Raw genomic sequence first — 23,541 nt, 5'->3', positions numbered from 1 at the left:
ATGGAGTATCTGAAATTCCCGCCATAGCGATGAAAAACATCCTTATCGTCGTACGATCAGCCTAAATCCTCTTAAGATGTCAGCTGGAAGGATGAAATTCATCGCCAAAGTACATGGAGTGTCTGAAATTCCCGCCATAGCGATGAAAAACATCCTTATCGTCGCCGAATCAGCATAAATCCCCTGAAGATGTCACCTGAGACGATGAATTTCATCGCAAATTCATTCGATGTCCCTCTAGCATGTTGGTTTGTTACGTTCCTTTGCTTCTCGTTTCTCTTGTTGTACTGCTTTTTCTCCGTATTGATCTAAGCGAGAAGGGCTGCCTGCGGGTCCATTGTTCTTGGGCTTACTATTTCTTCCACTCATGATTTATCACCTCCGTCGATACAGCTTTTGCTAAATGATTATCGTTCATTCAGTAAGATAAAGGTAATAAATAGTTGTCTTTCTAACTTTCGCGTGATACATTATGTATCAGAGATACTAATTGTATCATTCAACTAGAATGGACAAGCTAATCTATATTGAACGGAGAGGAGCCGAATGATTCGCAGAAGCCAACGATTTCGTAACCATCTCGACGATAATCTGATTCATCTGCATAAGAACTTGTTCATCAGCCCTTCTGATCCACAATATTATGAGAAAGTGATCCGATATATTGACGCTAATTCTCCGGAAGCTCATTATAAGATCGGACAAAAATTCCAATTAAAAGGAAATTTGAAAAGGGCTATTTTTCATTACAAAGAGGTTCTTCGAACGTATCCATCACCATTCTATTCGGCTGCTAATCGAGCCATTCATGAATTGGATCAACAACAAGCGGCACATGCAGCTAGTTTGCAGAAGGCTTTCCCGGAGGCAGAGAAGCGGCTGTTACCGCCATTTATGAAAACAATGCTAATCGTGCTCTTAGTACTTAATTTGATGTTAGTCTTTTTGTTTGTTGGAGATGCCCCCATCTATAAAGCGATTTCGAAAATGAAAGTCTGGGGCGTCGGAAGTGACGTTACCTATGAGACGATGGATGTTCCATTTATTATGTATCTGGATCCTGACACCAAGAACGTAGATATTGAAACAGCTCTTCATAAGCAGGCTTTGGAATTAGCCAAGGAGATGCCTAATTCCAGCATTCTTATTTATGGCATCGTTTCACAAGATAACGTGAACAAAGGGAAAACGATGCTTCTTACGAATGAAGAGTTGACGAAGAACGCCATTGTTATCGCGCAATATCATCCCGCGACGGATCGTACAGTGAGAATTCGCTTTCTGAATTCCGAATTTGAAAAGCACCAACCGCTTAGTGCGATTGGTGCTAATTTAGTTCGGACAGCTTTGGAATCGTACCGCAAAGATTATGGAAGGGCTCCCGATAATCTGAAAGCTCTCCTGCAAGATTATCCGAATAACTATTTGAGCTTCATTCCATTAGAAGCGGTTACAAGTTCCAATGAAATTTCCACGGAGTTTAACGGGCAAGGTGGGTGGGTCTACAATTACGGCGCGGCTGATGTCGAGCAAATGTTTTATGCGAACGCAGCTGGCGTAAGTAGAGTTCCCTATGAACCTGTGCACATAGAAATCAATAAGGCTGAACATCAATTGAAATTGGTTAGCGGCAGCTATTTACTATGGGAAAAAGAGGTTGGTCTTGGCGCCAATGGCAGCACTCCCCAGGGAGATTTTCGGGTAATAGATCGTGTGCAGCAGCCCAAAGGGAAGCATGCACTGGTCTATGGGGAGGCCGGCCTGGGACTTGGTGCGATCGCGCTTCATGGAACTTTCGATGAAACCTCAATCGGCACGGATCAATCATTAGGCTGCATACGATTAACGAATCCGGATGTGCAGCAATTATTTCAGTTTGTTCCTAAGGGCACAGAGGTACAAATAAATCCCGCCAAATGGGCTGCAGTCCATAATGAACAAGTGAAGGACACAATATTGCTCATTCCCAAAAAGCTGCCATCCCTTGATCAATCGCCTGAGCAGGTATTTCATTGGCTAGGTTAATCTCGTTTTGTTAATGGCATTACCTATATTTCTTGCGAACCTTATGAAAAAAAGCAGCCTAGCTTACCGAAGATTAGTCGGAAGCAAGAGCTGCTTTTTAAATTAACTACATTAAATTTTCTGGGTTGAGTTTTTCCAATTCAGGGATGACGAAGCGTCCGTCTTTGCGAATGAGTACATCGTCAAAGTAGATTTCGCCGCCACCATATTCGGGACGCTGGATAAGCACCATATCCCAGTGAACGGAGGAGCGGTTCGTATTATCCGCTGTTTCATAAGCTTGACCTGGGGTGAAGTGAATGCTGCCATCAATCTTCTCATCGAATAAAATATCTTTCATTGGATGTTGGATGTATGGATTCACACCAATGGCGAATTCGCCGATATATCGAGCGCCATCATCGGTATCCAGGATATCGTTCAATTTCTTGGTGTCATTGCTTGTAGCTTCAATAATTCGGCCGTTTTCGAATCGTAATACGATGTTTTCAAAGGATGTGCCGGAATATATCGTAGGTGTGTTATAGCTGATTACACCATTAACGGAGTTCTTCACAGGCGCTGTGTATACTTCACCATCAGGAATGTTTCTCCGACCAGAGCAAGGGACGGCGCCAATATTTTTGATGGAGAAGCTGACATCGGTCCCTTTGGCAACAAGTCGAACACGGTCTGTACGGTTCATCAGGTCGACAAGCGATTCCATGGCGACAGCCATTTTGCTGTAATCGAGATTACATACATTGAAGTAGAAATCTTCAAAAGCTTCGGTGCTTTTGCCGGCCAATTGAGCCATAGACGGATTCGGATAACGCATGACGCACCATTTCGTATTATTAATGCGTTCATCGAAGAGAGGACGCTGAAAGTATTTCAGATAGAGTCTCATTTGCTCATCGGGTACATCGGAAGTTTCCGTAATATTATCACCACTGCGGACGGCCACATAGGCATCCATCTGCTTCATCCGCGCAAGCTCAAATTCGGACCACTGAGTAAATAGCTCTTGTGTACCGGACATTTGTAAGCTTCTCATGATTGCGGGATCACGCATTTCGATGAAAGGTTTACCGCCTACGGCATACACTTCTTCAATGAAGCATTTGGCGAGTTCGGGGTCTTTGACTCCAATCATTTCAAACAGTATGTTCTCACCAGGTTTAAGGCTAACGGAATAACGGATGATATTGCGGGCAAATGTTTGAAGTCTTGGATCTCTCATTCTATAGGTCTCCCTTAATTGAATATAGGTGCTTACAAATTATATCGCAACAAGCGTTCTTAAGCCAATAATAACGATGATTTCGTGGAACTTAGTAGGGTATGCTACAATATATAACAGAGGAAAGACAGCCAACTGCAATTACAACTAGAGGAGGACGCAATGGCAAGAGATCAGATTAAAGTACCTTTTGGGTACGAACCACCTGCAGAGACTCATAAAGGAACGGTCTTGTTATTTGAAACGTTTGAGGACTGGACGGAGACTGAACTGCACGCTTTTACCAGATGGGCGGAGGAAAGAAAGTTCGTTCGAGCAGTCTTTTATCCCCAGCATGAGGAAACGCTTCGGAGAATGGACATACGTAGTCAGCAGCCCTATTATGCCCGTGTGAAGCATTTGGAAAGCCTCCTGGAACAAGTGGATTCCACCCTTCAATTGGATTTGGATAAGTGGGAAGGGAAGCGTAAGAAATACACACCTTTAGATACATCTTTGACATTTTTGACGGATAAAACGCCCGGCCCCCATTTTGTGTGCATGAGTGATCGCTATGCGAATCTATTCGTTACCTATCCTTCCTTCAAGGAATGGATAAAAAAAGTAAGACTCGTCATCATCAACCAATTCCATGTCCCTCTCCATGGTAAGCTGAATGAATACACGGAGAGATGGGAAGTAGTGAATTTTGGAAATGACGCTTAAACAACGGATCTCGAATAACAAATTAATCATATTAATTATGGTCGTTATCGTGGCAGGGATGAGTCAAGGAATGCTCCTGCCGCTGCTAACGATCCTTTTGGATCGTTCGGGCGTCTCAACGGAAGCCAATGGTCTGAATGCTGCAGCGCTTTATATAGGTATTTTCTCCACGATGTTCTTCATAGAAAGGCCCGTGCGAAGATACGGATATAAACCAGTCATCATGGTCGGAATGGGACTGGTCATCCTAGCAACTTGTTTGTTCCCATTATGGCAGCAGATTGGGTTCTGGTTTGTACTTCGTTTGCTTGTAGGGATAGGGGATAGCGCCCTTCATTATGCGACGCAGTTATGGATCGTTACTTCAAGCCCTAAAGAGCGTAGAGGACGAAATATCTCTTTATACGGCATGGCTTATGGCGTTGGTTTTAGCTTAGGACCTATAGGCATTACCTTACTTAAAGCAGGTAGTTGGGTTCCCTTTTTGACGACCAGCTGTTTCTTCTTAATCGTTCTGATGCTTGTATGGCAGTTGACCAATGAGAAGCCAGAACAATTGGACAAAGTGGAAGCGGTGCACAAGCGGGCTTCAAAAGTATTGGCTATTGCTTGGTTTCCACTCATTACTTCCTTACTCTATGGCTATATGGAAGCCTCGATGAACAGCAACTTTCCGATTTATGGTCTGCGTGCAGGTCTCTCGGAATCTAATATTGGTGTTCTACTGCCCATCATGGGGGTAGGGGGACTCATCATGCAGCTGCCGCTAGGGATTTGGAGTGATCGTGTAGGACGGAGAAGTATTCTTATTGTGAGCGGCCTTATTGGCTCCATTGCATTTCTATGTATTCCGTTCGCGGGCTCGAATCTTTGGTTGATTGGACTCTGTTTTGGCGTTGCCGGGGGCATGGTGGGCTCGTTTTTCTCACTTGGTTTGGCCTATGCGGCAGACATACTGCCCAGACATCTAGTACCTACTGCGAACGTACTTGCGTCAATTCAGTATAGCTTAGGAAGTATAGCCGGCCCGTTAATGGGAGGACTAGCTATACGCTATATTAGCACGGCCAGTATTTTTTACTTGATAAGTCTAATCTATGTCTTATTTGCCCTATCTGGGTTTACTTTTCGAAGGCAATCTGTATAAAAAAAGGACACTAAACCTTAAACAAGGTTGGTGTCCTTTTTCATTATCCGCAGTGAGAGGTCGAAAATGCACTTTTCAGATGCTTGCGGCCTGAGAAGGCAGAAAAGGCTGTCTCGGGGGCTCGAATGGAGTTAAAGTGGTGCGAGACGTCTGAAAAGGACCTCTCAACTGCTGAGAGAAGGGGATTTAGCTGGTATTGCGGCCTGAGAAGGTAGAAAAGGCTGTCTCGGGGGTTCGAATGGAAAAGAGAAGTATGAAGAATTTTCCCATAGCCCAGCGCAGAAAATAATATGCAAAAAACCTCCTCATGCTTGGAGGCCACTGAAGAACTAGCCTTTTAGTTTAATTGGTGGTTCATTTACAGAAAAAAGAAGACATCCTCCTAAGTGGTCGATGTCTTCTTTCGCTGTTTTTGGCCTTTTGGGACTTTCAATTTTAATCATTTAGCTTCAAGATTCGTTTTAGATTCACCGCAAAAATCGCCATTGCTCCCTGAAGTTCCATACCTAATAGACCCGCGGAAGTGGCTACATCATACCCGTGTCTGTGCTTCAATTCACTGTTCTTCGCTTCAATTTTGTAGCGTTCTTTCGACTTCGCTTTGAAATCTTCACTCTCTTGAAATGCCATTTGGTCGGAATGTTCGTCGGACTTTATGCTGACGGAGTAGCTCTTTGACTTGGCTCCTTCCTTGTAACACCCTTCCCGAAGAGGACATCGCTTACATTTCGACACATCAAAATAATAGGTAGTCACTTGGTTCTTGCTGACACCTTTTTTCCCCTGCCTCGCTTTTCGCGTCGCCAAATGACCTGCTTTGCAAACATACAAACCTGCGTCTTTGTTAAACTCAAACTCCTCTTCTTTTTTCCGGTTTCCCTGGGTAACCACGGGATTCAGTTTGGCTATTAATTCAATATGGTTTGTATTGCTGTAGATGAGATTGTCCTTCTCCGAGTACGCCATGTCGCCGATCACTGTTCGGACATCCATGCCTGCCACTTTACTTTTTTCAATGAGTTCTTGTAGTTGCTTACCGTCGTTCTTTTCACCTGTTGTAACGATGGCTGCTGTAATAATTCGTTCCTCGGTCATGGCCAGATGTGTCTTGTACCCAAAAAAAGCGGAGTCCGCACTCTTGTGCCCAACCCGTGCGTCAACATCTTCTGAAATTCGAAGCTGCTCTACATCATCTAGAACGGTTTCCTTCAACATGTTGAGGGTCTCTTGAAGTTTGGGCACTAAAGCAATACCTAGCTCATTTTCTACGGTATGTATGAGTTTTTGGCAATAACTGATCTCATCTTTCAAATCTGCATTGGTATTTTTGGCTGGGAGCTTGCCCTTTAAGCTTTCATCTATCATATAGAGAGCTTTGCGCACCTTACGTGCCCGATCCTGCAAGATTTCTTGAGGAGACTTCTGGTTGTAACGCGCTTTGGTGTGGGTGGCATCAACAATAATAGCCTTGCTCTTAATAATTCCCTTTTCGGTGGCAAGTTGCACAGTTTTCTGAATGAGCAAATCCAGCAAATTCATGTCTTTCAAACGAAGTTTGCGAAATTTGGTCAAGGAACTAGGATCCATAACAGGGTCTTCTGGCGCCATTCCAAGAAAATATTTGAAGGACATATCGTAACGAGAACGGTCAACAATGTCCACATCGGACAAATCGAAAATAGCTTTCAACAACAAGTATTTAAACATTCGGATTGGATCAATGGCATTACGACCATTATCGAGACAGTAATTTACCTGAAGTTCTTCGTATATGAATGTAAAATCCACGAGTTCATTTATTTGTCGAAGCAAATTATCCTTAGGCACAATCAAATTATAGAGTTCAACATAAGGACTTAACAGCAAAGTTTGTTGTTTTTGGATCACTCGACTCACCCTTATTCCAATGATAATAAAAGTATACAAGAAAAAGGTGCAGTCTCCTCACATTTTTCGCGAGAATACTACACCTTTGTTTGGTTTTACTTTTTCAGTGGCCTCCATGCTTGAGGAGGTTTTTGTTCGGGTTCAATAGTTAAATATTCTTTGAATATGAAGAAGGCTTGGCAAAGTGCCACACCTTTTTCATATATTCGTCTTTAGCCTATTTCATAGCTTGCAGCTTGATCCAACATATACCGCTCCGTCAAAATAGTCAGCATAGATATGCCAATTTGATTTTCTCCGCCCTCAGGAATAATAATGTCAGCATATTTCTTGGACGGCTCAATAAAGGCGTCATGCATCGGCTTAACGGTCGTCAAATACTGATCAAAGACAGATTGCAGCGTGCGTCCCCGTTCATTAATATCTCGGGACAGCCTTCGTAGAATACGGACGTCTGGGTCTGTATCAACGAACACCTTGATGTTCAAAGCGCCGCGCAGCTCTTCATCTGTTAAGACATGAATGCCTTCAAGCAGCACAATCGGCTTTACCTCGATACGGATCGTCTCTTCTGAGCGAGCGTGCTGTGAGAAATCATAGACCGGAATGTTCACGGCATTACCGCTTTTCAATTCATTTAAATGCTTGAGAAGCAAGGCGTTCTCGAAAGCGCGGGGATGATCATAATTAATACGTTCCCGTTCTTCTAAAGTAAGACCACTATGATGAAGATAATAATTATCTTGTGAAATTAATGTCACGTTCGTGGATCCTAGCTTGGTGATGATGGATCGAACTACTGTAGTTTTTCCTGAACCGGTACCACCGGCAATTCCAATAACAAGCATGAAATGTAGTGCCTCCCCAAATAACTTGAAAACCTTCTTTCGTAGTTTAACATAATGTTCGTATAAAAAGAAAAAGCGATCGAATTTCGATCACCTTTTGCCTATATAGCCTTATCGAATTTGCTTAGGGGTGTGGAACTTCTCTTGATTGGCCTCGAGATCTTGTGAAGCTTGCGTCAATTGTTCCATGGTTTGCTGGATCTGCTGCCCATACTCATCATTATTAAAAGCTTGAAGCTGCTCATGTGCTTCGAATACTTGCTGTTTAGCCTCTGTAAGAGCTGCATTTGCAGATTGTATAGAGCGAGGGTTGGCTTGTGAAATGGCTACTTGCAGTTGATGCTCAGCGTCTTGAGCTTGGAGTATCGCATGATCTGCTACGTCAATGGCGTGCTGAAGCGGCTGTTGATGCTGATGAGTTTCGGTCATAGGGAAGTGCCTCCTAAGGATAATGGTTGTTAGTTACAAAAGAACAGCGACTTTACTACATTGCTCCAAAGCTGGGGAAATCATTCTTCGATTGGGAAATGAAATTATTTCCTGGGGAAGCGCAAAATGTGAGCGTACTTATGATAATTCGACACAAAAAGTCAGAAAATTTCGAATACAAAATCAATTGGTTAAAAAGGCGATTGTTTCCAAAATAAAAGTGGACAAACCGCTTGAATATTCATAAGCTAGAGAAGATAGCTTTTTTTTGACATGATTAGACAATTAGGGTCTAAATAGGGGATGAAACGATGAGGAAATGGAAAGGTTTCTGTATAATTGCAGCTGTTACACTAAGTATTTCCGGATGTGGATCATCCAAAACCAATACAACACCGGCAAATTCGTTCACGCCTACCTTAGATGCAAGTACCACTGTTAATGGAGATTCAGCAACCCTTCGAATTACAACGGACCTTAAGCTTTCCAAAGAGCATTATGACCAACAGCGCAAGCAAGGGGAAGGGCACGTGCATGTTTCCTTGGACAAAGCAGAAAAAGAAATCATGACGACGACTGAAAAAAATTATGAGCATTTAAGCAAAGGTCCTCACGAATTAAAAGTTTCCTTACATAATAACGATCACACGCCTTACGATGTAAGCAAGACGATCACGTTTGAAGTGAAGTAGGAGCATCCCATGCCATTTCTTAAAAAGAGATTAAGCCTACAGAAAAGAATTGTTTTCGTCGTAACTGCTGTTACGGTCAGTATGCTCTCAACCATGTTGATCTTCGATACCATAAGTTTAAATCAATCCATTCGAGAAGCCTATGTGAGTCAAATAAGCGGCATGACAATTGCCATCAATGGACGCTATGAAGAATCTCGTTCCGTTACCGATGTGCAGCAAATATTTGATTATATTCAATACAAAAATACACGTGTTCTCGAAATGAAGTTATACGATAAACAAGGCCTTGTTCTCGCGGCTTCCAATCGTTCTGAAGTTGGTAATCATATGCCTCTTTCTAGGGTAGTCGTTCCTAAGCAGGATCAAACCATTGTTGACCGTGTGCCTATGGCGGAAACGGATAAACCGGTTGTCCGTCTAACGGCGCCTCTTCAGGAGGATGGCCTTGTCGTAGGTGCGGTAGAAGTTATTTTTGATTCCTCCGAGGAAGCCGCGCTGCTGACAAAGCGAACGAAACTTATTCTGATTGTGGGCTTTAGTGTTGCAATTGTTATGTCAACATTGCTATGGCTTATTTTGCGAAGGATTGTTATTCGTCCGTTAAGTCGGTCTCCGTGAAGCCGCGCTTATTGTGAAGCAAGGAGGAGACCTTCCTAAGCTGCAGTTCAAAGCTTCTCCTGAAATCGCTGAGGTGTCTGAAGCTTTTAATGACATGGTCAAAAATTTGGATGAGCGCTACCATGAGCTTCAACAGGTGCTAAATACGCTGCAGGTTACACAGGACCACCTTGTCCAATCGGAAAAAATGGGGGCTCTGGGTAATCTGGTTGCCGGGGTTTCACACGAAATCAATACGCCAATCGGGATCGGTGTAACCGCAGTTAGTTATTTGGATCAAAAGACGAAGGAATTCAAGAGTTTGTATGAGACAGGGAAAATGAAAAAGTCTGACCTTGAACAGTTCTTATCCATTACTCAAGAGACGAATGCCATGGTGCAGTCCAATTTGGAACGCGCTTCTTCCTTGGTGCGCAGTTTTAAACAAATTTCTGTTGATCAAAGTGTTGAAGTCAAGCGCACCTTTCATTTGAAGGAGTATTTAGAGGGCATCATCTCCAGCTTGAAGCCTACCCTTAAGAAAACAAGACTCCGAGTAGATGTATATTGCGATAATGAGCTGACGCTTTACACTTATCCAGGTGCTTTGTCTCAAATCATTACGAATTTAGTTATGAACTCTTTGAACCATGCTTATACGATAGAGGAAGAAGGCAGTTTAACTATACGCGTTGAAGATCATCGAGACTATATTATCCTTGCCTATACGGATGACGGTAAAGGTATGACGCAAGAAGTTCTTGATCAAATTTTTGATCCTTTCTTTACGACGAGCCGCGGCAAAGGCGGAACAGGTTTAGGGATGAATATTGTCTATAATCTCGTCACGCAATCGCTGAATGGAACTATTGATGGTTCTAGTACGTTAGGACAAGGAAGTTTATTTACGATTACGATTCCGAAAGAGGAGGAAGCCGTGCAATGACAGGACAAGATGGGTTAATGGACCAGGATGAGCTTCTTTTTGCTGAGGAAGAAGAGACTGATTCAGCTAAGGAAACTACGAACGAACAAGACCCTTGGGTCGTACTCATTGTTGATGATGAGAAACAAATTCATCAAGTGACCAAAATGGTTCTACAAGATTTCGAATTTGATGGAAAGAAGCTGGAATTCCATAGTGCTTATTCGGCTTTAGAAGCCAAACAGCTGTTGAAACAACAACCGAATGCCTCGTTAGTACTTTTAGATGTTGTCATGGAGCAAGATGATGCGGGGCTGCAAATTGTTAAACACATACGCGAAGAATTGAATAATCAGGCGATACGTATTATTTTGCGTACAGGCCAGCCAGGTCAAGCACCTGAACGCACGGTCATTATGGATTACGACATAAATGATTATAAAGAAAAGACAGAGCTCACAACGCAGAAGCTGTTCACTACTGTAGTTACGGCACTGCGTTCCTATCGGGATATTAAAACCATTGAGAAAAGCAGATCTGGCTTGGAGGAGATTATTAAGTCCTCTGCTTCGCTGTTCGAGCTGCAATCTATGAAGAAATTTGCTTCCGGCGTTTTAACACAAATGACCTCCATCGTTAACTTACATAAAAATGCGCTTCATTGCAGCTTTGCTGTGACCAAAGGTGTTGAAGATATTTATATCCTAGCAGCGAGCGGGGATTATGCATCCAATCAAGATGAACGAGCACGGGATGTTGTCCCTGCGGATGTTCTCGAAGAGATTGAACATGCCTTTCATTCCAAAAGAAGCAGTTTCGCTTCTGATCGTTTTGTGATTTATTTTCAAAGTAAGATGGGGATGGAAAATGTCATCTATATGAATGGATTCAAAGCACTCAGCGAGTGGGAGCATTATTTAGTTGATATTTATTGTGCGAATGTTTCTGTGGCTTTCGAAAATATTTATTTAAATGAAGAGCTGGAAAGCACACAGCAAGAAATTATTTATACGATGGGCGAAATCACGGAAACGAGATCCAAGGAAACGGGACACCATGTGAAAAGAGTTGCCGAATATTCCCGTTTACTGGCCATTAAATATGGATTATCCGAGCAGGAAGCAGAAGTCATTCGCTTGGCTTCGCCGATGCATGATGTTGGTAAAGTTGGCATACCAGATGCGATTCTAAATAAGCCTGGATCGCTCACAAGTGAAGAATTTGACATTATGAAAACTCATTCGAATCTAGGTTATGAAATGCTTAAGCATTCGAACAAGCAAGTCTTAAATGCCGCAGCTATCATCGCACAGCAGCATCATGAGCGTTATGACGGTACGGGATACCCGCAAGGACTTCGCGGCGATGAAATACATCTCTATGGCCGTATAACCGCATTAGCTGATGTCTTTGACGCTCTTTGCAGCGATCGTGTTTATAAGAAAGCATGGGAACTTGATCGCGTAATGGATTTACTTAAAACGGAACGCGGACGCCATTTCGATCCTGTGATCGTAGATCTCTTTATTCAGCATTTGGATGAGTTCCTGGTCATCAAAGAGTTTTACAAGGAGCAGCGTTAACGGCATTAATTATCAATAAAGCATAATATGTGAATAGCCTTCTCAGCAAAACCAGATCTTAAATGAATGCGGAGCCCTTGTCCTTGGACAGGGGCTTTTTGTTTTGCCAATAAAGATTGATAAATGGCAGCTAGCGAAAAGGTGGATGCGTATAAAAAAAATGTATCAAGGAAAATGTGTTTCCCTATTGCAACATTTATGGATCTGGGTAATAATGTACTGAGAGTTGCCTTTGGTAAACAAATATGCGCTTGTACAAATTAAGAGGAAAGAATTAGAAAAGATGATCCAATCGGGGAGGGCATATCAAAATGAATTTGACAACTGTAAGAGGGTTTTGGAAAATGAGCGCTGCTGTTGCGTTATTAGGTATCATGTTGACCGTGTCAGCGTGTGCGAGTAATGAAACAACATCAACATCGACGGAGAAGGAAATTAAAGTCACTACAACAGTAGGTATGATTACAGATATTGTTGAAAATGTAGGTTCTACTCATGTGAAAGTAACGGGACTTATGAATGCCGGGGTGGATCCGCATTTATATAAAGCCTCGCAAGGCGATATTAAAAAATTGGATGATGCGCAAATCATTTTCTATAATGGACTTCACTTAGAGGGCAAAATGGTTGAAATTTTGGAAAAGATGGGTAAGCAAAAACCTACCGTAGCTGTGTCGGATAAAATCGATCGCAAAGCATTGCGCTCCGGAGCTGAAATGGAAACGGAATACGATCCGCACATTTGGTTTAATGTGAAGCATTGGATGAAAGCTACGGAGCAGGTGAGAGATTCACTTAGTGAGTTAGATCCAACACATAAAGAAGATTACAAGAACAATGCAGCAGCGTACCTTGTAAAACTTCAAGATTTAGACCGCTACGCGACGAAACAAATCGCTTTAATTCCAGAGACATCCCGAGTTCTAGTAACTGCGCATGATGCTTTCGGCTACTTCGGAGATGCGTATCACATTCAAGTCAAGGGACTTCAAGGGATTAGTACGGCATCGGAATATGGTTCCAAGGATGTCAGTCAGCTCAGAGATTTCTTGGTCGAGAAAAAGGTGAAAGCGGTATTCGTCGAATCCAGTGTTCCCAAAAAATCGATTGAAGCGGTCATTCAAGGAGCGAAGGAAAAGGGTCACCAAATTCAAATTGGCGGAGAGTTGTTCTCAGACGCCATGGGTAAAGCAGGCACGCCAGAAGGCACTTATGTGGGCATGGTTCGTCACAATGTAGACACCATCGTAAACGCATTGAAATAACAGTCGCTATAGAATGGCTTAGGAGGATTGAATATGAAACAAACGCACGCGCCGCTATTGATACAAAATATGACTGTAGCTTATCATAAGAAACCTGTATTGGAGCAAGTATCATTCACTATTCCGGAAGGTAAATTGATTGGAATTGTCGGTCCCAATGGTGCAGGGAAATCCACATTAATTAAAGCGGCTCTAGGCTTAATTCCAAGTCTATCCGGCGAAGTGAAGATATATGGAAAGCCTTATAAAGAGCAGCGCCACCTTGTCGGTTATGTGCCTCAGCGTGAATCGGTGGATTGGGATTTCCCTACCAATGCTCTAGATGTTGTAACGATGGGAAGGTACGGTCATTTGGGTTGGTTCCGCAGACCGGGAAATAAAGAAAAGCAAATGGCGATGTCTTCTTTAGAAAAAGTAGGGATGGCTGACTTCGCAGATAGACAAATTAGTCAACTTTCTGGTGGTCAGCAGCAGCGTATTTTCTTAGCGAGAGCACTCGCACAAGATGCAAGCTTATATTTTATGGATGAACCTTTCGTTGGTGTTGATGCCGCTACGGAAAAAGCGATTATTACGCTGCTTGGAGAGCTCAAGAAACAAGGGAAAACGGTATTGGTGGTCCACCATGATTTATCTACCGTGAAAGAGTACTTCGATTGGGTTATCTTGTTGAATGTTGGAATTGTGGATATTGGACCGACGAATGAAGTGTTTACGAAGGAGAAATTACAGCAAACATATGGCGGTAAATTAGCGATCTGGGATCGGGAAGACGCCGGGATGCAAATAGGATAGCGAGGTGATCAACATGTTGGACTCATTACTTCACTTATGGTTAGATCCGAATGCGCGATGGATATTACTCGGATGTTCATTATTAGGACTTAGCAGCGGTGTATTAGGAAGCTTTGCTTATTTACGCAAACAGTCGTTGATGGGAGACGCGTTGTCCCATGCAGCCCTTCCGGGTGTCTGTGTCGCATTCATGATAACGGGCTCCAAATCGATCCTATTCTTCTTAATAGGCGCAGCAGCGGCGGGCTTACTTGCCACACTTAGTATCGGATGGATCACACGCTATTCCAAAATCAAGCAGGATTCAGCTTTAGGTATTGTCTTATCCGTGTTTTTTGGGGTAGGTATTGTATTGCTGACACAAATTCAGCATAGTTCAAGCGGCAATCAAAGTGGATTAGATAAGTTTCTATTCGGTCAAGCGGCATCTATGGTTAACTCCGATGTCATTACAATGGCTATCATATCATTCCTATTAGTTGGTATTTGTACGTTGTTTTTTAAAGAATTTAAATTATTAAGCTTTGATCCTGGCTATGCGCGAGGTTTAGGTTTTCCAGTAGCTATTCTAGATCACTTCATGATGTTTCTTATTGTTGTTGCTGTTGTTGTGGGGATTCAAGCGGTTGGCGTCGTTCTGATGGCCGCATTGTTGATTACTCCTGCTGTTGCGGCTAGATATTGGACGGAGAAGTTGGGCCTAATGGTCATCTTATCTGGACTGTTTGGGGCTTTTAGCGGATTCGTAGGGACATATCTGAGTACGATGGGCAGTAATTTGCCAACAGGTCCACTTAGTGTGCTAGCGGCGACGATCTTATTCGTCATTTCCCTTTTATTCGCTCCAAAACGGGGACTGATCATGAAGCTTATCAGACAGTCCTCCATGAAACAAAAGATTCAAAAAGATTCAGAATCCGAGCATTACGTTAAGGCGAAAGGGGTGAGCCAAGTTGAATGATCTGTGGATTATTTTAACGGCTGCTCTTGTCGCGGCTGCTTGCTCCTTGGTTGGCTGCTTCCTCGTATTGCGTAAAATGGCTATGATTGGCGATGCCATCAGTCATTCGGTGCTTCCGGGAATCGTGATAGCTTTCCTGATAAGCGGCTCTAGAGGTTCTATTTTTATGCTTATCGGTGCCGCGGTTATCGGTCTCATCACTGTATTTTTAATTCAGCTTTTTCAACAGAGCGGTGTACAGTCTGATGCTTCAATTGGCGTCGTATTTACGGCCATGTTCTCCATAGGCGTCGTACTTGTTAGTTTGTATACAAGACAAATCGATCTGGATTTGGATTGTGTCCTTTATGGAGAAATCGCCTATGTGCCATGGAATATCATTGAAGTCGGCGGTATGAGTATCGGACCTAAAGCCATATGGGCGGTAGGATTTGCTCTTCTTCTCAGTAGTGTTGTGATTGGACTCTTTTATAAACAGTTTAAACTCTGCTCGTTCGATCCGGCACTTGCGGTTGCCGTGGGTATTCCAGTTTTGTTATTCCATTATCTATTGATGGGTTTGGTGTCGATCACGACAGTGGCTTCATTCGAAAGTGTAGGTGCAATTCTCGTCGTCGGCATGCTGATAGTGCCTGCGGCTACAGCTTATCTTTTAACTGAGAAACTAAGTGTTATGCTCGTTTTGAGTGTGGCCGTTGGAGTAGTCAGTTCAATAGCTGGATATTTCGTAGCTTACTTACTTGATGCGTCTATTGCGGGCTGTATGATTAGTGTAGCAGGGGTAATGTTCGTTTTTGCTTTCCTAATGTCGCCAACCAATGGACTGATCATCCGTAAAATTCGCCAAAAACGCGGATTATCTGGGGTAATTCCTGAATCCGTCTAATAAAATGGTATGAAATCTGCTTCTTTGTCTCTTTTACGGAGATGGAGGAGCATTTCTTTTAATTTACATTTCCTGTATGCTAGAAAGGGGCTAGAGATAGAGAGAAAGAAGGTGTGACCATGGAAGGAATTGGACTCGTACTGGAAGGCGGAGGTATGCGTGGCGTATACACCGCTGGAGTCTTGGAATACTTTATGGAACAGGATTTATATTTTCCATATGTCGTTGGTGTATCCGCAGGTGCATGCAACGCTGTTTCATATATATCCAAACAACCCGGGCGTAATAAAAAAGTAACGATTGGTTATATTAGGGATCACCGATATTTAAGCTATCGCAATTTATTCCGTCATAAAAGCATATTTGGGATGGATTTCATATTCAATGAGTTGCCCAATAAGTTGGTACCGTTTGATTACGATGCCTTCTATAACTCGCCGCAGCAGTTTGCTATCGGAACTACCGATGCGCATACGGGCGAACCTATTTATTACACGAAGCATCAGTTCATGCAGCAAACCATGCCGATTGTTCAAGCTTCAAGCTCATTGCCTTTTGTAGCGACACCCATACATTATGAAGGTCGGACCTTATTTGACGGTGGCTTAGTGGATCCGATTCCTGTGAAGAAGTCTCTTGCTGACGGGAATAAAAAGCATGTAATCGTGCTTACCAAAGAAAAAGGTTATCGCAAGACCCCATTTAAACAGAGATGGTTAGCTAAAAGCTTTTATCCGGCATATAACGGCCTAGTAAATGTACTTGTCAATCGAAGCGAAATCTATAATGGAACCTTAGAAACCATTGAAAGAATGGAAGCGGATGGAAGTGCGATCGTTATACGGCCTTCGTCCAAAGTAGTAGTAGGCCGCATGGAAAAGGATCCTTTGAAATTAGAAGCGCTGCACGAGCTTGGGTATCAGGATGCGAAGCGAATGGGCTCGCAGATGAAAGAATGGCTACTTAATTAATTGGAGGAGTTGTGTTCGTGGAAAAATCAAATCAAAAAATAACGACATTTTTAATGTTTTCTGGCCAAGCTGAGGAAGCGATGAATTTGTACACTTCTTTATTTGACCAATCTGAAATATTGACTATAAAGCGCTATGGAGCGGGCGAAGCAGGCGCCGAGGGAAGTGTTCTGCGCGCCACATTTTCACTTCATGGACAAGTATTTATGTGCATAGATAGCAGTATGAAGCATGATTTCACGTTTACGCCTGCAATTTCGTTGTATGTCACGTGTGATAGTGAAGAGGAAATTGATCGCGTGTATGAGAAATTATCACAAGACGGTACTGTTTTGATGCCACTTGCGGCTTACCCATTTAGCGAAAAGTTTGGTTGGGTTGGTGATCGCTTTGGCGTCACATGGCAATTGACTCTTGTGAAAAAATAGATAGATGATTAAGGTCACTGTTCATTAAGTGAAGCGCCCCAATAAGAATAGGCATTGGAAAATACCGTCATGTAACTATCATTTCTGTTTGCAATAAGTACGAACATGAGGTATGGTATAAACAAACCAATAAGAACCCACGGGAGCTTGAGAAGTCAGGCTGAGATTGTGACCGTCATTGTCACTCACCGTTAATCTGATCTGGGTAATGCCAGCGTAGAGAACTCTAATAAATGCACGTTCATTCGATTTGTTTCGAATGGGTTTATCATTTTCTACTCATGGCGCTCCCGGATAACGGGGGCTTTTTCTTGTGGTTAAATAGAGATGTGGAGAGGGGAAACAAAGAATGAAATGGAAGAAAATTGCACCACTTATGCTAGTTAGCCTATCAGTCGCCTTGGCTGGTTGCGGCAATAAGGTGGCTGAACAGCCGGCAAAGCAAACGACTAAGCCGTTAACGAACGTGAAGGTCGTTCTGGACTGGACGCCAAATACGAACCATACGGGGTTGTACGTCGCAAAGGATCAAGGCTTTTTTGAGAAAGAAGGACTAAACGTAGAAATTATTGCTCCCGGTGAAGGCGGAGCCGATGCGATGATTGCTTCAGGGGCTGCGGAATTCGGTGTCAGTTATCAAGAAAGCATTACGCAAGGACGAATTCAAGGTGTGCCGTTGGTTTCCATTGCTGCGGTGATTCAACACAATACATCTGGATTTGCTTCGCCAGTAGCGAAAAACATCAAATCACCCAAAGATTTCGAGGGGAAAACGTATGGCGGTTGGGGTGCTCCGTCAGAAAGTGCGATGATCGACTCGCTCATGCAATCCGAGAAAGCAGATCCGAGCAAAGTGAAGATCGTGAACATTGGTGATGCCGATTATTTCACAGCCGTGAAACGGGATATTGATTTCGCATGGATTTACTATGCTTGGACCGGTGTAGATGCCGAGCTGCGCGGCGAGCCGCTGAACATGATTTATTTGAACAAATATTCGGATAAACTGGATTACTATACACCGGTCCTTGCGACAAGTGAGAAAATGATCAAAGAGAAGCCTGAACTTGTTAAAGCCTTCATGGCTGCTGCATCGAAAGGGTATCAATTTGCTATCAGCAAGCCTGAGGACGCTGCTAATATTTTGATCAAAGCCGTGCCGGATCTAGATAAAAAACTCGTGCTTGCCAGTCAAAAATGGCTCAGCCCACGTTATCAAGATGATGCTGCTCGTTGGGGCGAACAAAAAAAATCCGTTTGGGAAAATTATGCAAGCTGGATGCTAGATCATAAGCTGCTTGAGAAAAATATCGATGCAGATGCTGCATTCACGAACAAATTCTTACCGGAAAGCTCAAAATAATACGATTTGTTGGAGGGGGCACTTAAAGTGGCTAATGCACTTGTCAGTATTCAAATCATTCCAAAAACGAAAAACAATGAAGATGTCATACCCTATGTAGATCGTGCAATTGAAGTCATTGCCAAGTCTGGCGTGAAGTATTTCGTATCTCCGCTGGAGACGACGATGGAAGGGGAGCTCGACCAGCTTCTGGCTATCATTCAAGACATGAATGCCGCAATGATTGAGATGGGCAGTCCTAACGTAATTTCGCAGGTGAAAATATACTTCAATCCGTCGGGTGCTTCTATGGACAAGCTGACGGAGAAATACAGATAATGAAACAGCATCGCTGGTTCAAAGCGGGGTGGCCACCGATTGTTGTGGTCATCCTTCTGCTGCTTTTATGGCAGCTTGCCGTGACTTGGGGAGGTACAGCAAGCTGGCTGCTGCCTAGTCCGCTTAAAATATGGAAAGACGGCACTACGGATATGCCCAGAGTATGGATGCACACATTCGCCACATTGCGATTAATGTTGATTGGGTTTAGTGCTGGTGTAACAGGCGGCGTGATTGTTGCTAGCTGCTTGCATCGGGTACCTGCGTTAAAGGCTGGCTTTTACCCGCTGCTTATTTTATCTCAAAATGTCCCGACCATTGCACTGGGGCCGCTGCTTATCATTTTATTCGGTTTTGGCATTTTACCTAAAATTCTATTAATCTCACTTGTCTGTTTCTTTCCGGTGACGATGTCTACCTTGGACGGTTTTATGCAAACAGATCGCAGTATGTACAACTATATGCAGATGATCGGCGCCAGCAAACGGCAAATCTTTTACAAATTAGAGCTGCCGCATGCTTTGCCATTTCTATTCACAGGACTCAAAATATCGGCTACATACAGTGTGATGGGGGCCGTGATTGCCGAATGGCTTGGTGGAGGCGTTGGATTGGGATATTATATGATTTTGCAAAAATCGGCGTTCCGCGCGGATCGCGAATTTGTCGCTATTCTGATGATTGTTACGCTCAGCTTACTCTTTTTCTGGCTCATCGCAGGGCTTGAGAAGCTCGTCATTCGATGGAACGCAAAACGGTCATCTTAAGAAAGGGGAGATGAGTTCATGAGTAAATTAGAACTTAGAGGTATTCATCAAACGTTCCCTGGCAAAAAACAGCGCGTATCCGTGCTTGCGGATATTTCTTTGCATGTTAAAGAAGGGGAGTTCGTTTCACTTATCGGTCCCTCAGGCAGCGGAAAGAGCACTCTTTTTCACATTATTGGCGGGCTAGTGAAGCCTTCTTCAGGGGAAGTGTGGCTGGATGGCGTGAATGTAACCGGCTCTAAAGGCCTAATCTCATACATGCCGCAGCAGCCTGCTTTGTTCCCATGGCGTTCTATTGAGTCCAACGTAGCACTTTCTCAGGAAGTTGCAGGAGAAACGCAATCGGACGCGCTGGCAAAAGCACGGGAGTGGCTGCCCAAGGTTGGATTAGGCGGCTATGAGCAAGAGCTTCCGCATGTACTTTCAGGAGGGATGCAGCAGCGTGTCTCTTTTCTGAGAGCTTTGCTAAGTCCGCAGGAACTTATGTGTCTGGACGAGCCGTTCGGCTCTTTAGACGCACTTACCCGGCAAGATATGCAGGCGTGGCTGCTAAATATATGGGAACAGAATAAGCGCTCGATTTTATTTGTGACGCATAGCATTGAAGAAGCGCTATTTCTATCCGATCGTATCTATGTTCTCTCTAACAAACCTGCCAAGATAATAGAGGAACTGGCTATTCCGTTTGCAAGGCCTCGTCAAGAGTCTGTCATGCTTGACCCGAAATTTCAAGAGCTTCGACAGTTTATTCAGGGGCTTTTGCGTCAGGAGATTACGTATGATAAAAGCCATTGATGCTCATATTCATCTCGATATGTACATGGAAACAGATGCAACGACTCTGTTAGCGGAATTAGCAGAGTGCCACATCGAGGGACTGATAGCAGTGTCTAGGCATCTGGACTCTTGTAAGGCGACTGAGCGACTGCTGAAGCAAGCCCCAGAGCAAGTTTTTGCTGCCTATGGTTATCATCCTGAACAAGTAATACCAACGGAAAATCAGTTGAATGATTTAATTCATTGGATTAGTGAGCGTTCGTCTACGATGGTCGCTATTGGTGAAATTGGTTTGCCTTATTATATGAGGCTTGATGCAGAAGCAGAGGGGCGTGCTTTTGAATTAGCGCCTTACATTGCACTGCTTGAGCGCTTCTTGAAGCTGGCAGCGTCTTTGGATAAACCGGTCGTCTTGCACGCTGTGTACGAGGATGCTGACATTGTGTGCGACTTACTTGAGAAGCACGGCATTAAAAAGGCGCATTTTCACTGGTTCAAAGGGTCGCATTCAACGGTGGAGCGAATGATTCAGGCTGGCTATTATATTTCCATAACACCGGACGTTCTCTACGAAGAAGAAATACGTACACTTGTTCGAGATTATCCGATTGCGCTGTTAATGGTCGAAACGGATGGTCCATGGCCGTTCGAGGGCTCTTTTGAGGGGCAGCAGACGCATCCGCGTATGATCCGTGCTGTCGTTGAACAGATAGCACTTCTAAAAGGACTGCCCGTGGTAGAAGCGGCACATACACTTTTGAATAATACCAAACAATTCTACGGTATTCCTTCGCCTCACTTATTTTAATTAAATCTAACTGGACAACTTTTCGGATAGGTTTTATAATAATACAGAACGCACGTTCGATTTCTGGATAAGGTGAGTGTTGAAATGACTATGAGATGCGGTTGGGTTAATGAAGATCCGTTATATATCGATTACCATGATCATGAGTGGGGGGTTCCTGTCCATGATGATCGCCATTTGTTCGAGATGCTTAACCTAGAGGGCGCACAAGCAGGATTGAGCTGGTATACGATTCTGAAGAAGCGAGAGAGCTACCGGGAAGCGTTCGATGGGTTTGATCCGCAGATTATTGTGAACTATGACGATAATAAGCTGAATGAACTTCTGCAGAATCCAGGGATCGTTCGCAATCGCTTGAAAATAGCGTCTGTTGTTCAAAATGCGAAAGCCTTTCTTAAAGTGCAGGAAGAGTTTGGCACGTTTGATTCCTATATCTGGGGCTTCGTTGGCGGGAAGCCGGTCAACAATCGTTGGACGGATATGAGTCAGGTGCCTGCCACGACAGAAATCTCGGATGCGATGAGCAAGGATTTAAAAAAACGCGGCTTCAAGTTCGTCGGTTCGACGATTTGTTATGCTTATATGCAAGCTGTTGGCATGGTGAATGATCACAACCAAACTTGTTTTCGATATAACTAGCTGTTCAAACATACAAAAGTTCCTATATTGTTGTTAAACGACTCAAAGCATCTACATTCGTGCAGTTTATCGCTTTTGTTACTTATAAGCTCCGAAAGCATCGGGAGGGTACAAAGTCTTCAAAGACTTTGTAATCCTTCCTTTTTAATTTCTATCAGCAGACTCATCTGCACCGACTAACCGCATCGCGGCCCCATACAGGGTTTAAGTCGATGAGGCTTCGAGAATACAACAACATTATACGAAAGTTCATAAAAACTTAACGCTATTCGGATTTGGTATAATTCATTTATAAACCGACTTGAAAGAAGGAGAAGATATGAATTGGGAAACAGTAAGAATTCATTTTCCAGATCAATGGATATTACTTGAAGTCCAACGGGCCTTAAGTCGGTGAGGTGTTGAGAACACAACGGCGTTAGATGAAATAACAGCAATATTATTTTTGAAAGAAATTCAGGAAGTAAATGTGGACTTTTTAGCCTTGCCAGAAGATAAAAAGATCGAAGTAATTGATTTTGTTGAATTTTTAAAGACGAGAAATGAAGATAATTTAGAGAAGATGATGGATGAAATTATTAATGAAAATCGTGAAGCTCTTGAGGAGCTGGCTAAGTAATGAAATCCATTGAAATTACTCACGTAATTACTTTTCATAAGAAAATTGTAATAGCTACAGGTGGTTCTGAAGGAATTAGGGATATTGGATTGATTGAAAGTGCTCTTAATTAAGCATTCGTAACATTTGATGGGCAAGATTTATATGAGGGAACTATAAGGAAAATTTCAGTTATCACCTAATAAAAAACCATGGGTTTGTCGACGGCAATAAACGTGTTGGAGCAGCCACGATGTTACTATTGCTGAAATTGAATGGAGTAACAATAAAGTATAGTCAAGAAGCATTAATTGAACTAGGATTAAAAACTGCTGATAGCATTTATAAAGAAGAGGATATAGAGCAATGGATTCTCCAACATCAGGTTTAATCGACTTGGTGTTTTTATTATTTAAGGGCTTTTTTAGAAAGGTATTCGAAAAAGGCCGTTACATCATCTTAGACAATGTTCCGACTGGGGCTTATGCCCCTTGGTCTGCCAGAGGTAATTCAAGAAGAGTTGCGATAAAGAGAAAAGGCCATCTGCACGGACAATGTCCATGCAGATGGCCTTATTTGTTCTTAAGCATATTGGAGTTGTTTCTCCATCAAGTTTGTTTTAATTAAATAGATTCTCTTGCGAATGTAGAAGTCATATACGGCTCCTGTTAGTTCGCGAGGTTTAATGCGGTTATTGGTGTCGTTATCTATGATTGTCACCGAACCATCGTCATAAAACTTGAACGTATAATCGGCGTAGTGGGTGTGTGCTTCGTCCAGCATGGCGTCAATCTGTCCGGGAAGAAGATGGTCAGTGTCACACAATGCCTTATGGTACCAATAATCTCTCTCAATAAAACGAAAATTGTGACTGGTGTTCATCATGTTAACAACCTCCTCAT

The 23,541-nt window shown here is 43.1% G+C and carries 27 protein-coding genes; 21 read left to right on the top strand and 6 right to left on the bottom strand.

The annotated features are described in order from the left end of the window. Positions 1-237 precede the first annotated feature (237 nt). Positions 238-369 carry a hypothetical protein gene (locus ACBP55_RS21700; protein ID WP_464644890.1) on the bottom strand — a complete coding sequence of 44 codons (132 nt, stop codon included), beginning with the start codon at positions 367-369 and terminating at the stop codon, positions 238-240. A gap of 177 nt (positions 370-546) precedes the next feature. On the opposite strand from ACBP55_RS21700, the gene ACBP55_RS21695 reads away from it, so the two are divergent. After that, entirely contained in the window at positions 547-2,025 is a 1,479-nt protein-coding gene (locus ACBP55_RS21695) for a L,D-transpeptidase (protein ID WP_464644888.1), read from the top strand. 106 nt (positions 2,026-2,131) lie between these two features. Here ACBP55_RS21695 and ACBP55_RS21690 read toward each other — a convergent pair whose 3' ends face one another. Next, positions 2,132-3,247, bottom strand: a complete 1,116-nt coding sequence (locus ACBP55_RS21690) for an aminopeptidase (protein WP_173193106.1) — start codon at positions 3,245-3,247, stop codon at positions 2,132-2,134. A gap of 162 nt (positions 3,248-3,409) precedes the next feature. Between ACBP55_RS21690 and ACBP55_RS21685 the strand changes: the two genes are divergently transcribed. Then, positions 3,410-3,952, top strand: coding sequence for a hypothetical protein (locus ACBP55_RS21685; RefSeq protein ID WP_464644887.1), 543 nt, complete (start codon positions 3,410-3,412; stop codon positions 3,950-3,952). Further along, positions 3,942-5,099, top strand: coding sequence for an MFS transporter (locus ACBP55_RS21680; protein ID WP_464653374.1), 1,158 nt, complete (start codon positions 3,942-3,944; stop codon positions 5,097-5,099). Before ACBP55_RS21685 ends, ACBP55_RS21680 begins: the two co-directional genes overlap by 11 nt. 435 nt (positions 5,100-5,534) lie before the next feature. Here ACBP55_RS21680 and ACBP55_RS21675 read toward each other — a convergent pair whose 3' ends face one another. The 3 genes from ACBP55_RS21675 to ACBP55_RS21665 form a co-directional block, all read right to left on the bottom strand. Next, positions 5,535-6,986, bottom strand: a complete 1,452-nt coding sequence (locus ACBP55_RS21675) for an IS1182 family transposase (RefSeq protein WP_464644886.1) — start codon at positions 6,984-6,986, stop codon at positions 5,535-5,537. A gap of 212 nt (positions 6,987-7,198) precedes the next feature. Continuing rightward, positions 7,199-7,834 (bottom strand): uridine kinase, encoded by a 636-nt coding sequence (gene udk / locus ACBP55_RS21670; protein WP_464644885.1) that lies wholly within the window; start codon positions 7,832-7,834, stop codon positions 7,199-7,201. Between the two features lie 111 nt (positions 7,835-7,945). Then, entirely contained in the window at positions 7,946-8,263 is a 318-nt protein-coding gene (locus ACBP55_RS21665; protein ID WP_464644884.1) for a hypothetical protein, read from the bottom strand. A 311-nt stretch (positions 8,264-8,574) separates the two neighbouring features. Between ACBP55_RS21665 and ACBP55_RS21660 the strand changes: the two genes are divergently transcribed. The 18 genes from ACBP55_RS21660 to ACBP55_RS21575 all read left to right on the top strand — a co-directional run bounded on the left by ACBP55_RS21660 (position 8,575) and on the right by ACBP55_RS21575 (position 23,030). After that, positions 8,575-8,955: a hypothetical protein gene (locus ACBP55_RS21660; RefSeq protein WP_464644882.1), complete on the top strand. Its 381-nt coding sequence runs from the start codon at positions 8,575-8,577 to the stop codon at positions 8,953-8,955. 9 nt (positions 8,956-8,964) lie between these two features. After that, a complete protein-coding gene (locus tag ACBP55_RS21655) occupies positions 8,965-9,576 on the top strand; it encodes a hypothetical protein (protein WP_464644880.1) in 612 nt (203 codons plus the stop codon). A 13-nt stretch (positions 9,577-9,589) separates the two neighbouring features. Further along, positions 9,590-10,501 carry a sensor histidine kinase gene (locus tag ACBP55_RS21650; protein ID WP_464644878.1) on the top strand — a complete coding sequence of 304 codons (912 nt, stop codon included), beginning with the start codon at positions 9,590-9,592 and terminating at the stop codon, positions 10,499-10,501. Beyond that, positions 10,498-12,063, top strand: coding sequence for a DUF3369 domain-containing protein (locus ACBP55_RS21645; RefSeq protein ID WP_464644876.1), 1,566 nt, complete (start codon positions 10,498-10,500; stop codon positions 12,061-12,063). The genes ACBP55_RS21650 and ACBP55_RS21645 overlap by 4 nt, the downstream gene beginning before the upstream one ends. A 311-nt stretch (positions 12,064-12,374) precedes the next feature. Then, on the top strand, positions 12,375-13,328 hold the full coding sequence (locus ACBP55_RS21640; RefSeq protein WP_464644875.1) for a metal ABC transporter solute-binding protein, Zn/Mn family: 954 nt from the start codon (positions 12,375-12,377) through the stop codon (positions 13,326-13,328). A 33-nt stretch (positions 13,329-13,361) separates the two neighbouring features. Then, a complete protein-coding gene (locus tag ACBP55_RS21635; protein WP_464644873.1) occupies positions 13,362-14,123 on the top strand; it encodes a metal ABC transporter ATP-binding protein in 762 nt (253 codons plus the stop codon). Positions 14,124-14,136: 13 nt separating this feature from the next. After that, positions 14,137-15,084, top strand: coding sequence for a metal ABC transporter permease (locus ACBP55_RS21630; protein ID WP_464644871.1), 948 nt, complete (start codon positions 14,137-14,139; stop codon positions 15,082-15,084). Further along, a complete protein-coding gene (locus ACBP55_RS21625; protein ID WP_464644870.1) occupies positions 15,077-15,970 on the top strand; it encodes a metal ABC transporter permease in 894 nt (297 codons plus the stop codon). The genes ACBP55_RS21630 and ACBP55_RS21625 overlap by 8 nt, the downstream gene beginning before the upstream one ends. A 119-nt stretch (positions 15,971-16,089) precedes the next feature. Then, positions 16,090-16,941, top strand: coding sequence for a patatin-like phospholipase family protein (locus ACBP55_RS21620; RefSeq protein WP_464644869.1), 852 nt, complete (start codon positions 16,090-16,092; stop codon positions 16,939-16,941). Positions 16,942-16,958: 17 nt separating this feature from the next. Continuing rightward, positions 16,959-17,369 carry a VOC family protein gene (locus ACBP55_RS21615; protein ID WP_464644868.1) on the top strand — a complete coding sequence of 137 codons (411 nt, stop codon included), beginning with the start codon at positions 16,959-16,961 and terminating at the stop codon, positions 17,367-17,369. Between the two features lie 349 nt (positions 17,370-17,718). Continuing rightward, positions 17,719-18,732: an ABC transporter substrate-binding protein gene (locus ACBP55_RS21610; protein ID WP_173188431.1), complete on the top strand. Its 1,014-nt coding sequence runs from the start codon at positions 17,719-17,721 to the stop codon at positions 18,730-18,732. A 27-nt stretch (positions 18,733-18,759) separates the two neighbouring features. Next, a complete protein-coding gene (locus tag ACBP55_RS21605) occupies positions 18,760-19,050 on the top strand; it encodes a thiamine-binding protein (protein ID WP_029194191.1) in 291 nt (96 codons plus the stop codon). Beyond that, a complete protein-coding gene (locus ACBP55_RS21600; protein ID WP_029194190.1) occupies positions 19,050-19,817 on the top strand; it encodes an ABC transporter permease in 768 nt (255 codons plus the stop codon). Before ACBP55_RS21605 ends, ACBP55_RS21600 begins: the two co-directional genes overlap by 1 nt. Before the next feature lie 18 nt (positions 19,818-19,835). Beyond that, on the top strand, positions 19,836-20,612 hold the full coding sequence (locus tag ACBP55_RS21595) for an ABC transporter ATP-binding protein (protein WP_464644866.1): 777 nt from the start codon (positions 19,836-19,838) through the stop codon (positions 20,610-20,612). Continuing rightward, positions 20,596-21,402, top strand: a complete 807-nt coding sequence (locus ACBP55_RS21590; RefSeq protein WP_464644865.1) for a TatD family hydrolase — start codon at positions 20,596-20,598, stop codon at positions 21,400-21,402. Before ACBP55_RS21595 ends, ACBP55_RS21590 begins: the two co-directional genes overlap by 17 nt. Positions 21,403-21,486: 84 nt before the next feature. Beyond that, positions 21,487-22,041: a DNA-3-methyladenine glycosylase I gene (locus ACBP55_RS21585; RefSeq protein ID WP_464644863.1), complete on the top strand. Its 555-nt coding sequence runs from the start codon at positions 21,487-21,489 to the stop codon at positions 22,039-22,041. A gap of 445 nt (positions 22,042-22,486) precedes the next feature. After that, positions 22,487-22,660, top strand: a complete 174-nt coding sequence (locus ACBP55_RS21580) for a hypothetical protein (RefSeq protein WP_464644861.1) — start codon at positions 22,487-22,489, stop codon at positions 22,658-22,660. Between the two features lie 232 nt (positions 22,661-22,892). Further along, positions 22,893-23,030, top strand: coding sequence for a hypothetical protein (locus ACBP55_RS21575; RefSeq protein WP_464644860.1), 138 nt, complete (start codon positions 22,893-22,895; stop codon positions 23,028-23,030). 191 nt (positions 23,031-23,221) lie between these two features. On the opposite strand, the gene ACBP55_RS21570 is transcribed toward ACBP55_RS21575, so the two are convergent. Continuing rightward, complete coding sequence (locus ACBP55_RS21570; RefSeq protein WP_235550974.1) at positions 23,222-23,524, bottom strand: hypothetical protein; 303 nt, start codon at positions 23,522-23,524, stop codon at positions 23,222-23,224. Between the last annotated feature and the right edge of the window lie 17 nt (positions 23,525-23,541).

This window comes from Paenibacillus sp. WG02 (genome assembly GCF_055396115.1).
Note: the sequence above shows the minus strand (reverse complement) of the source record. Positions and strands in the feature narration are given on the sequence as shown.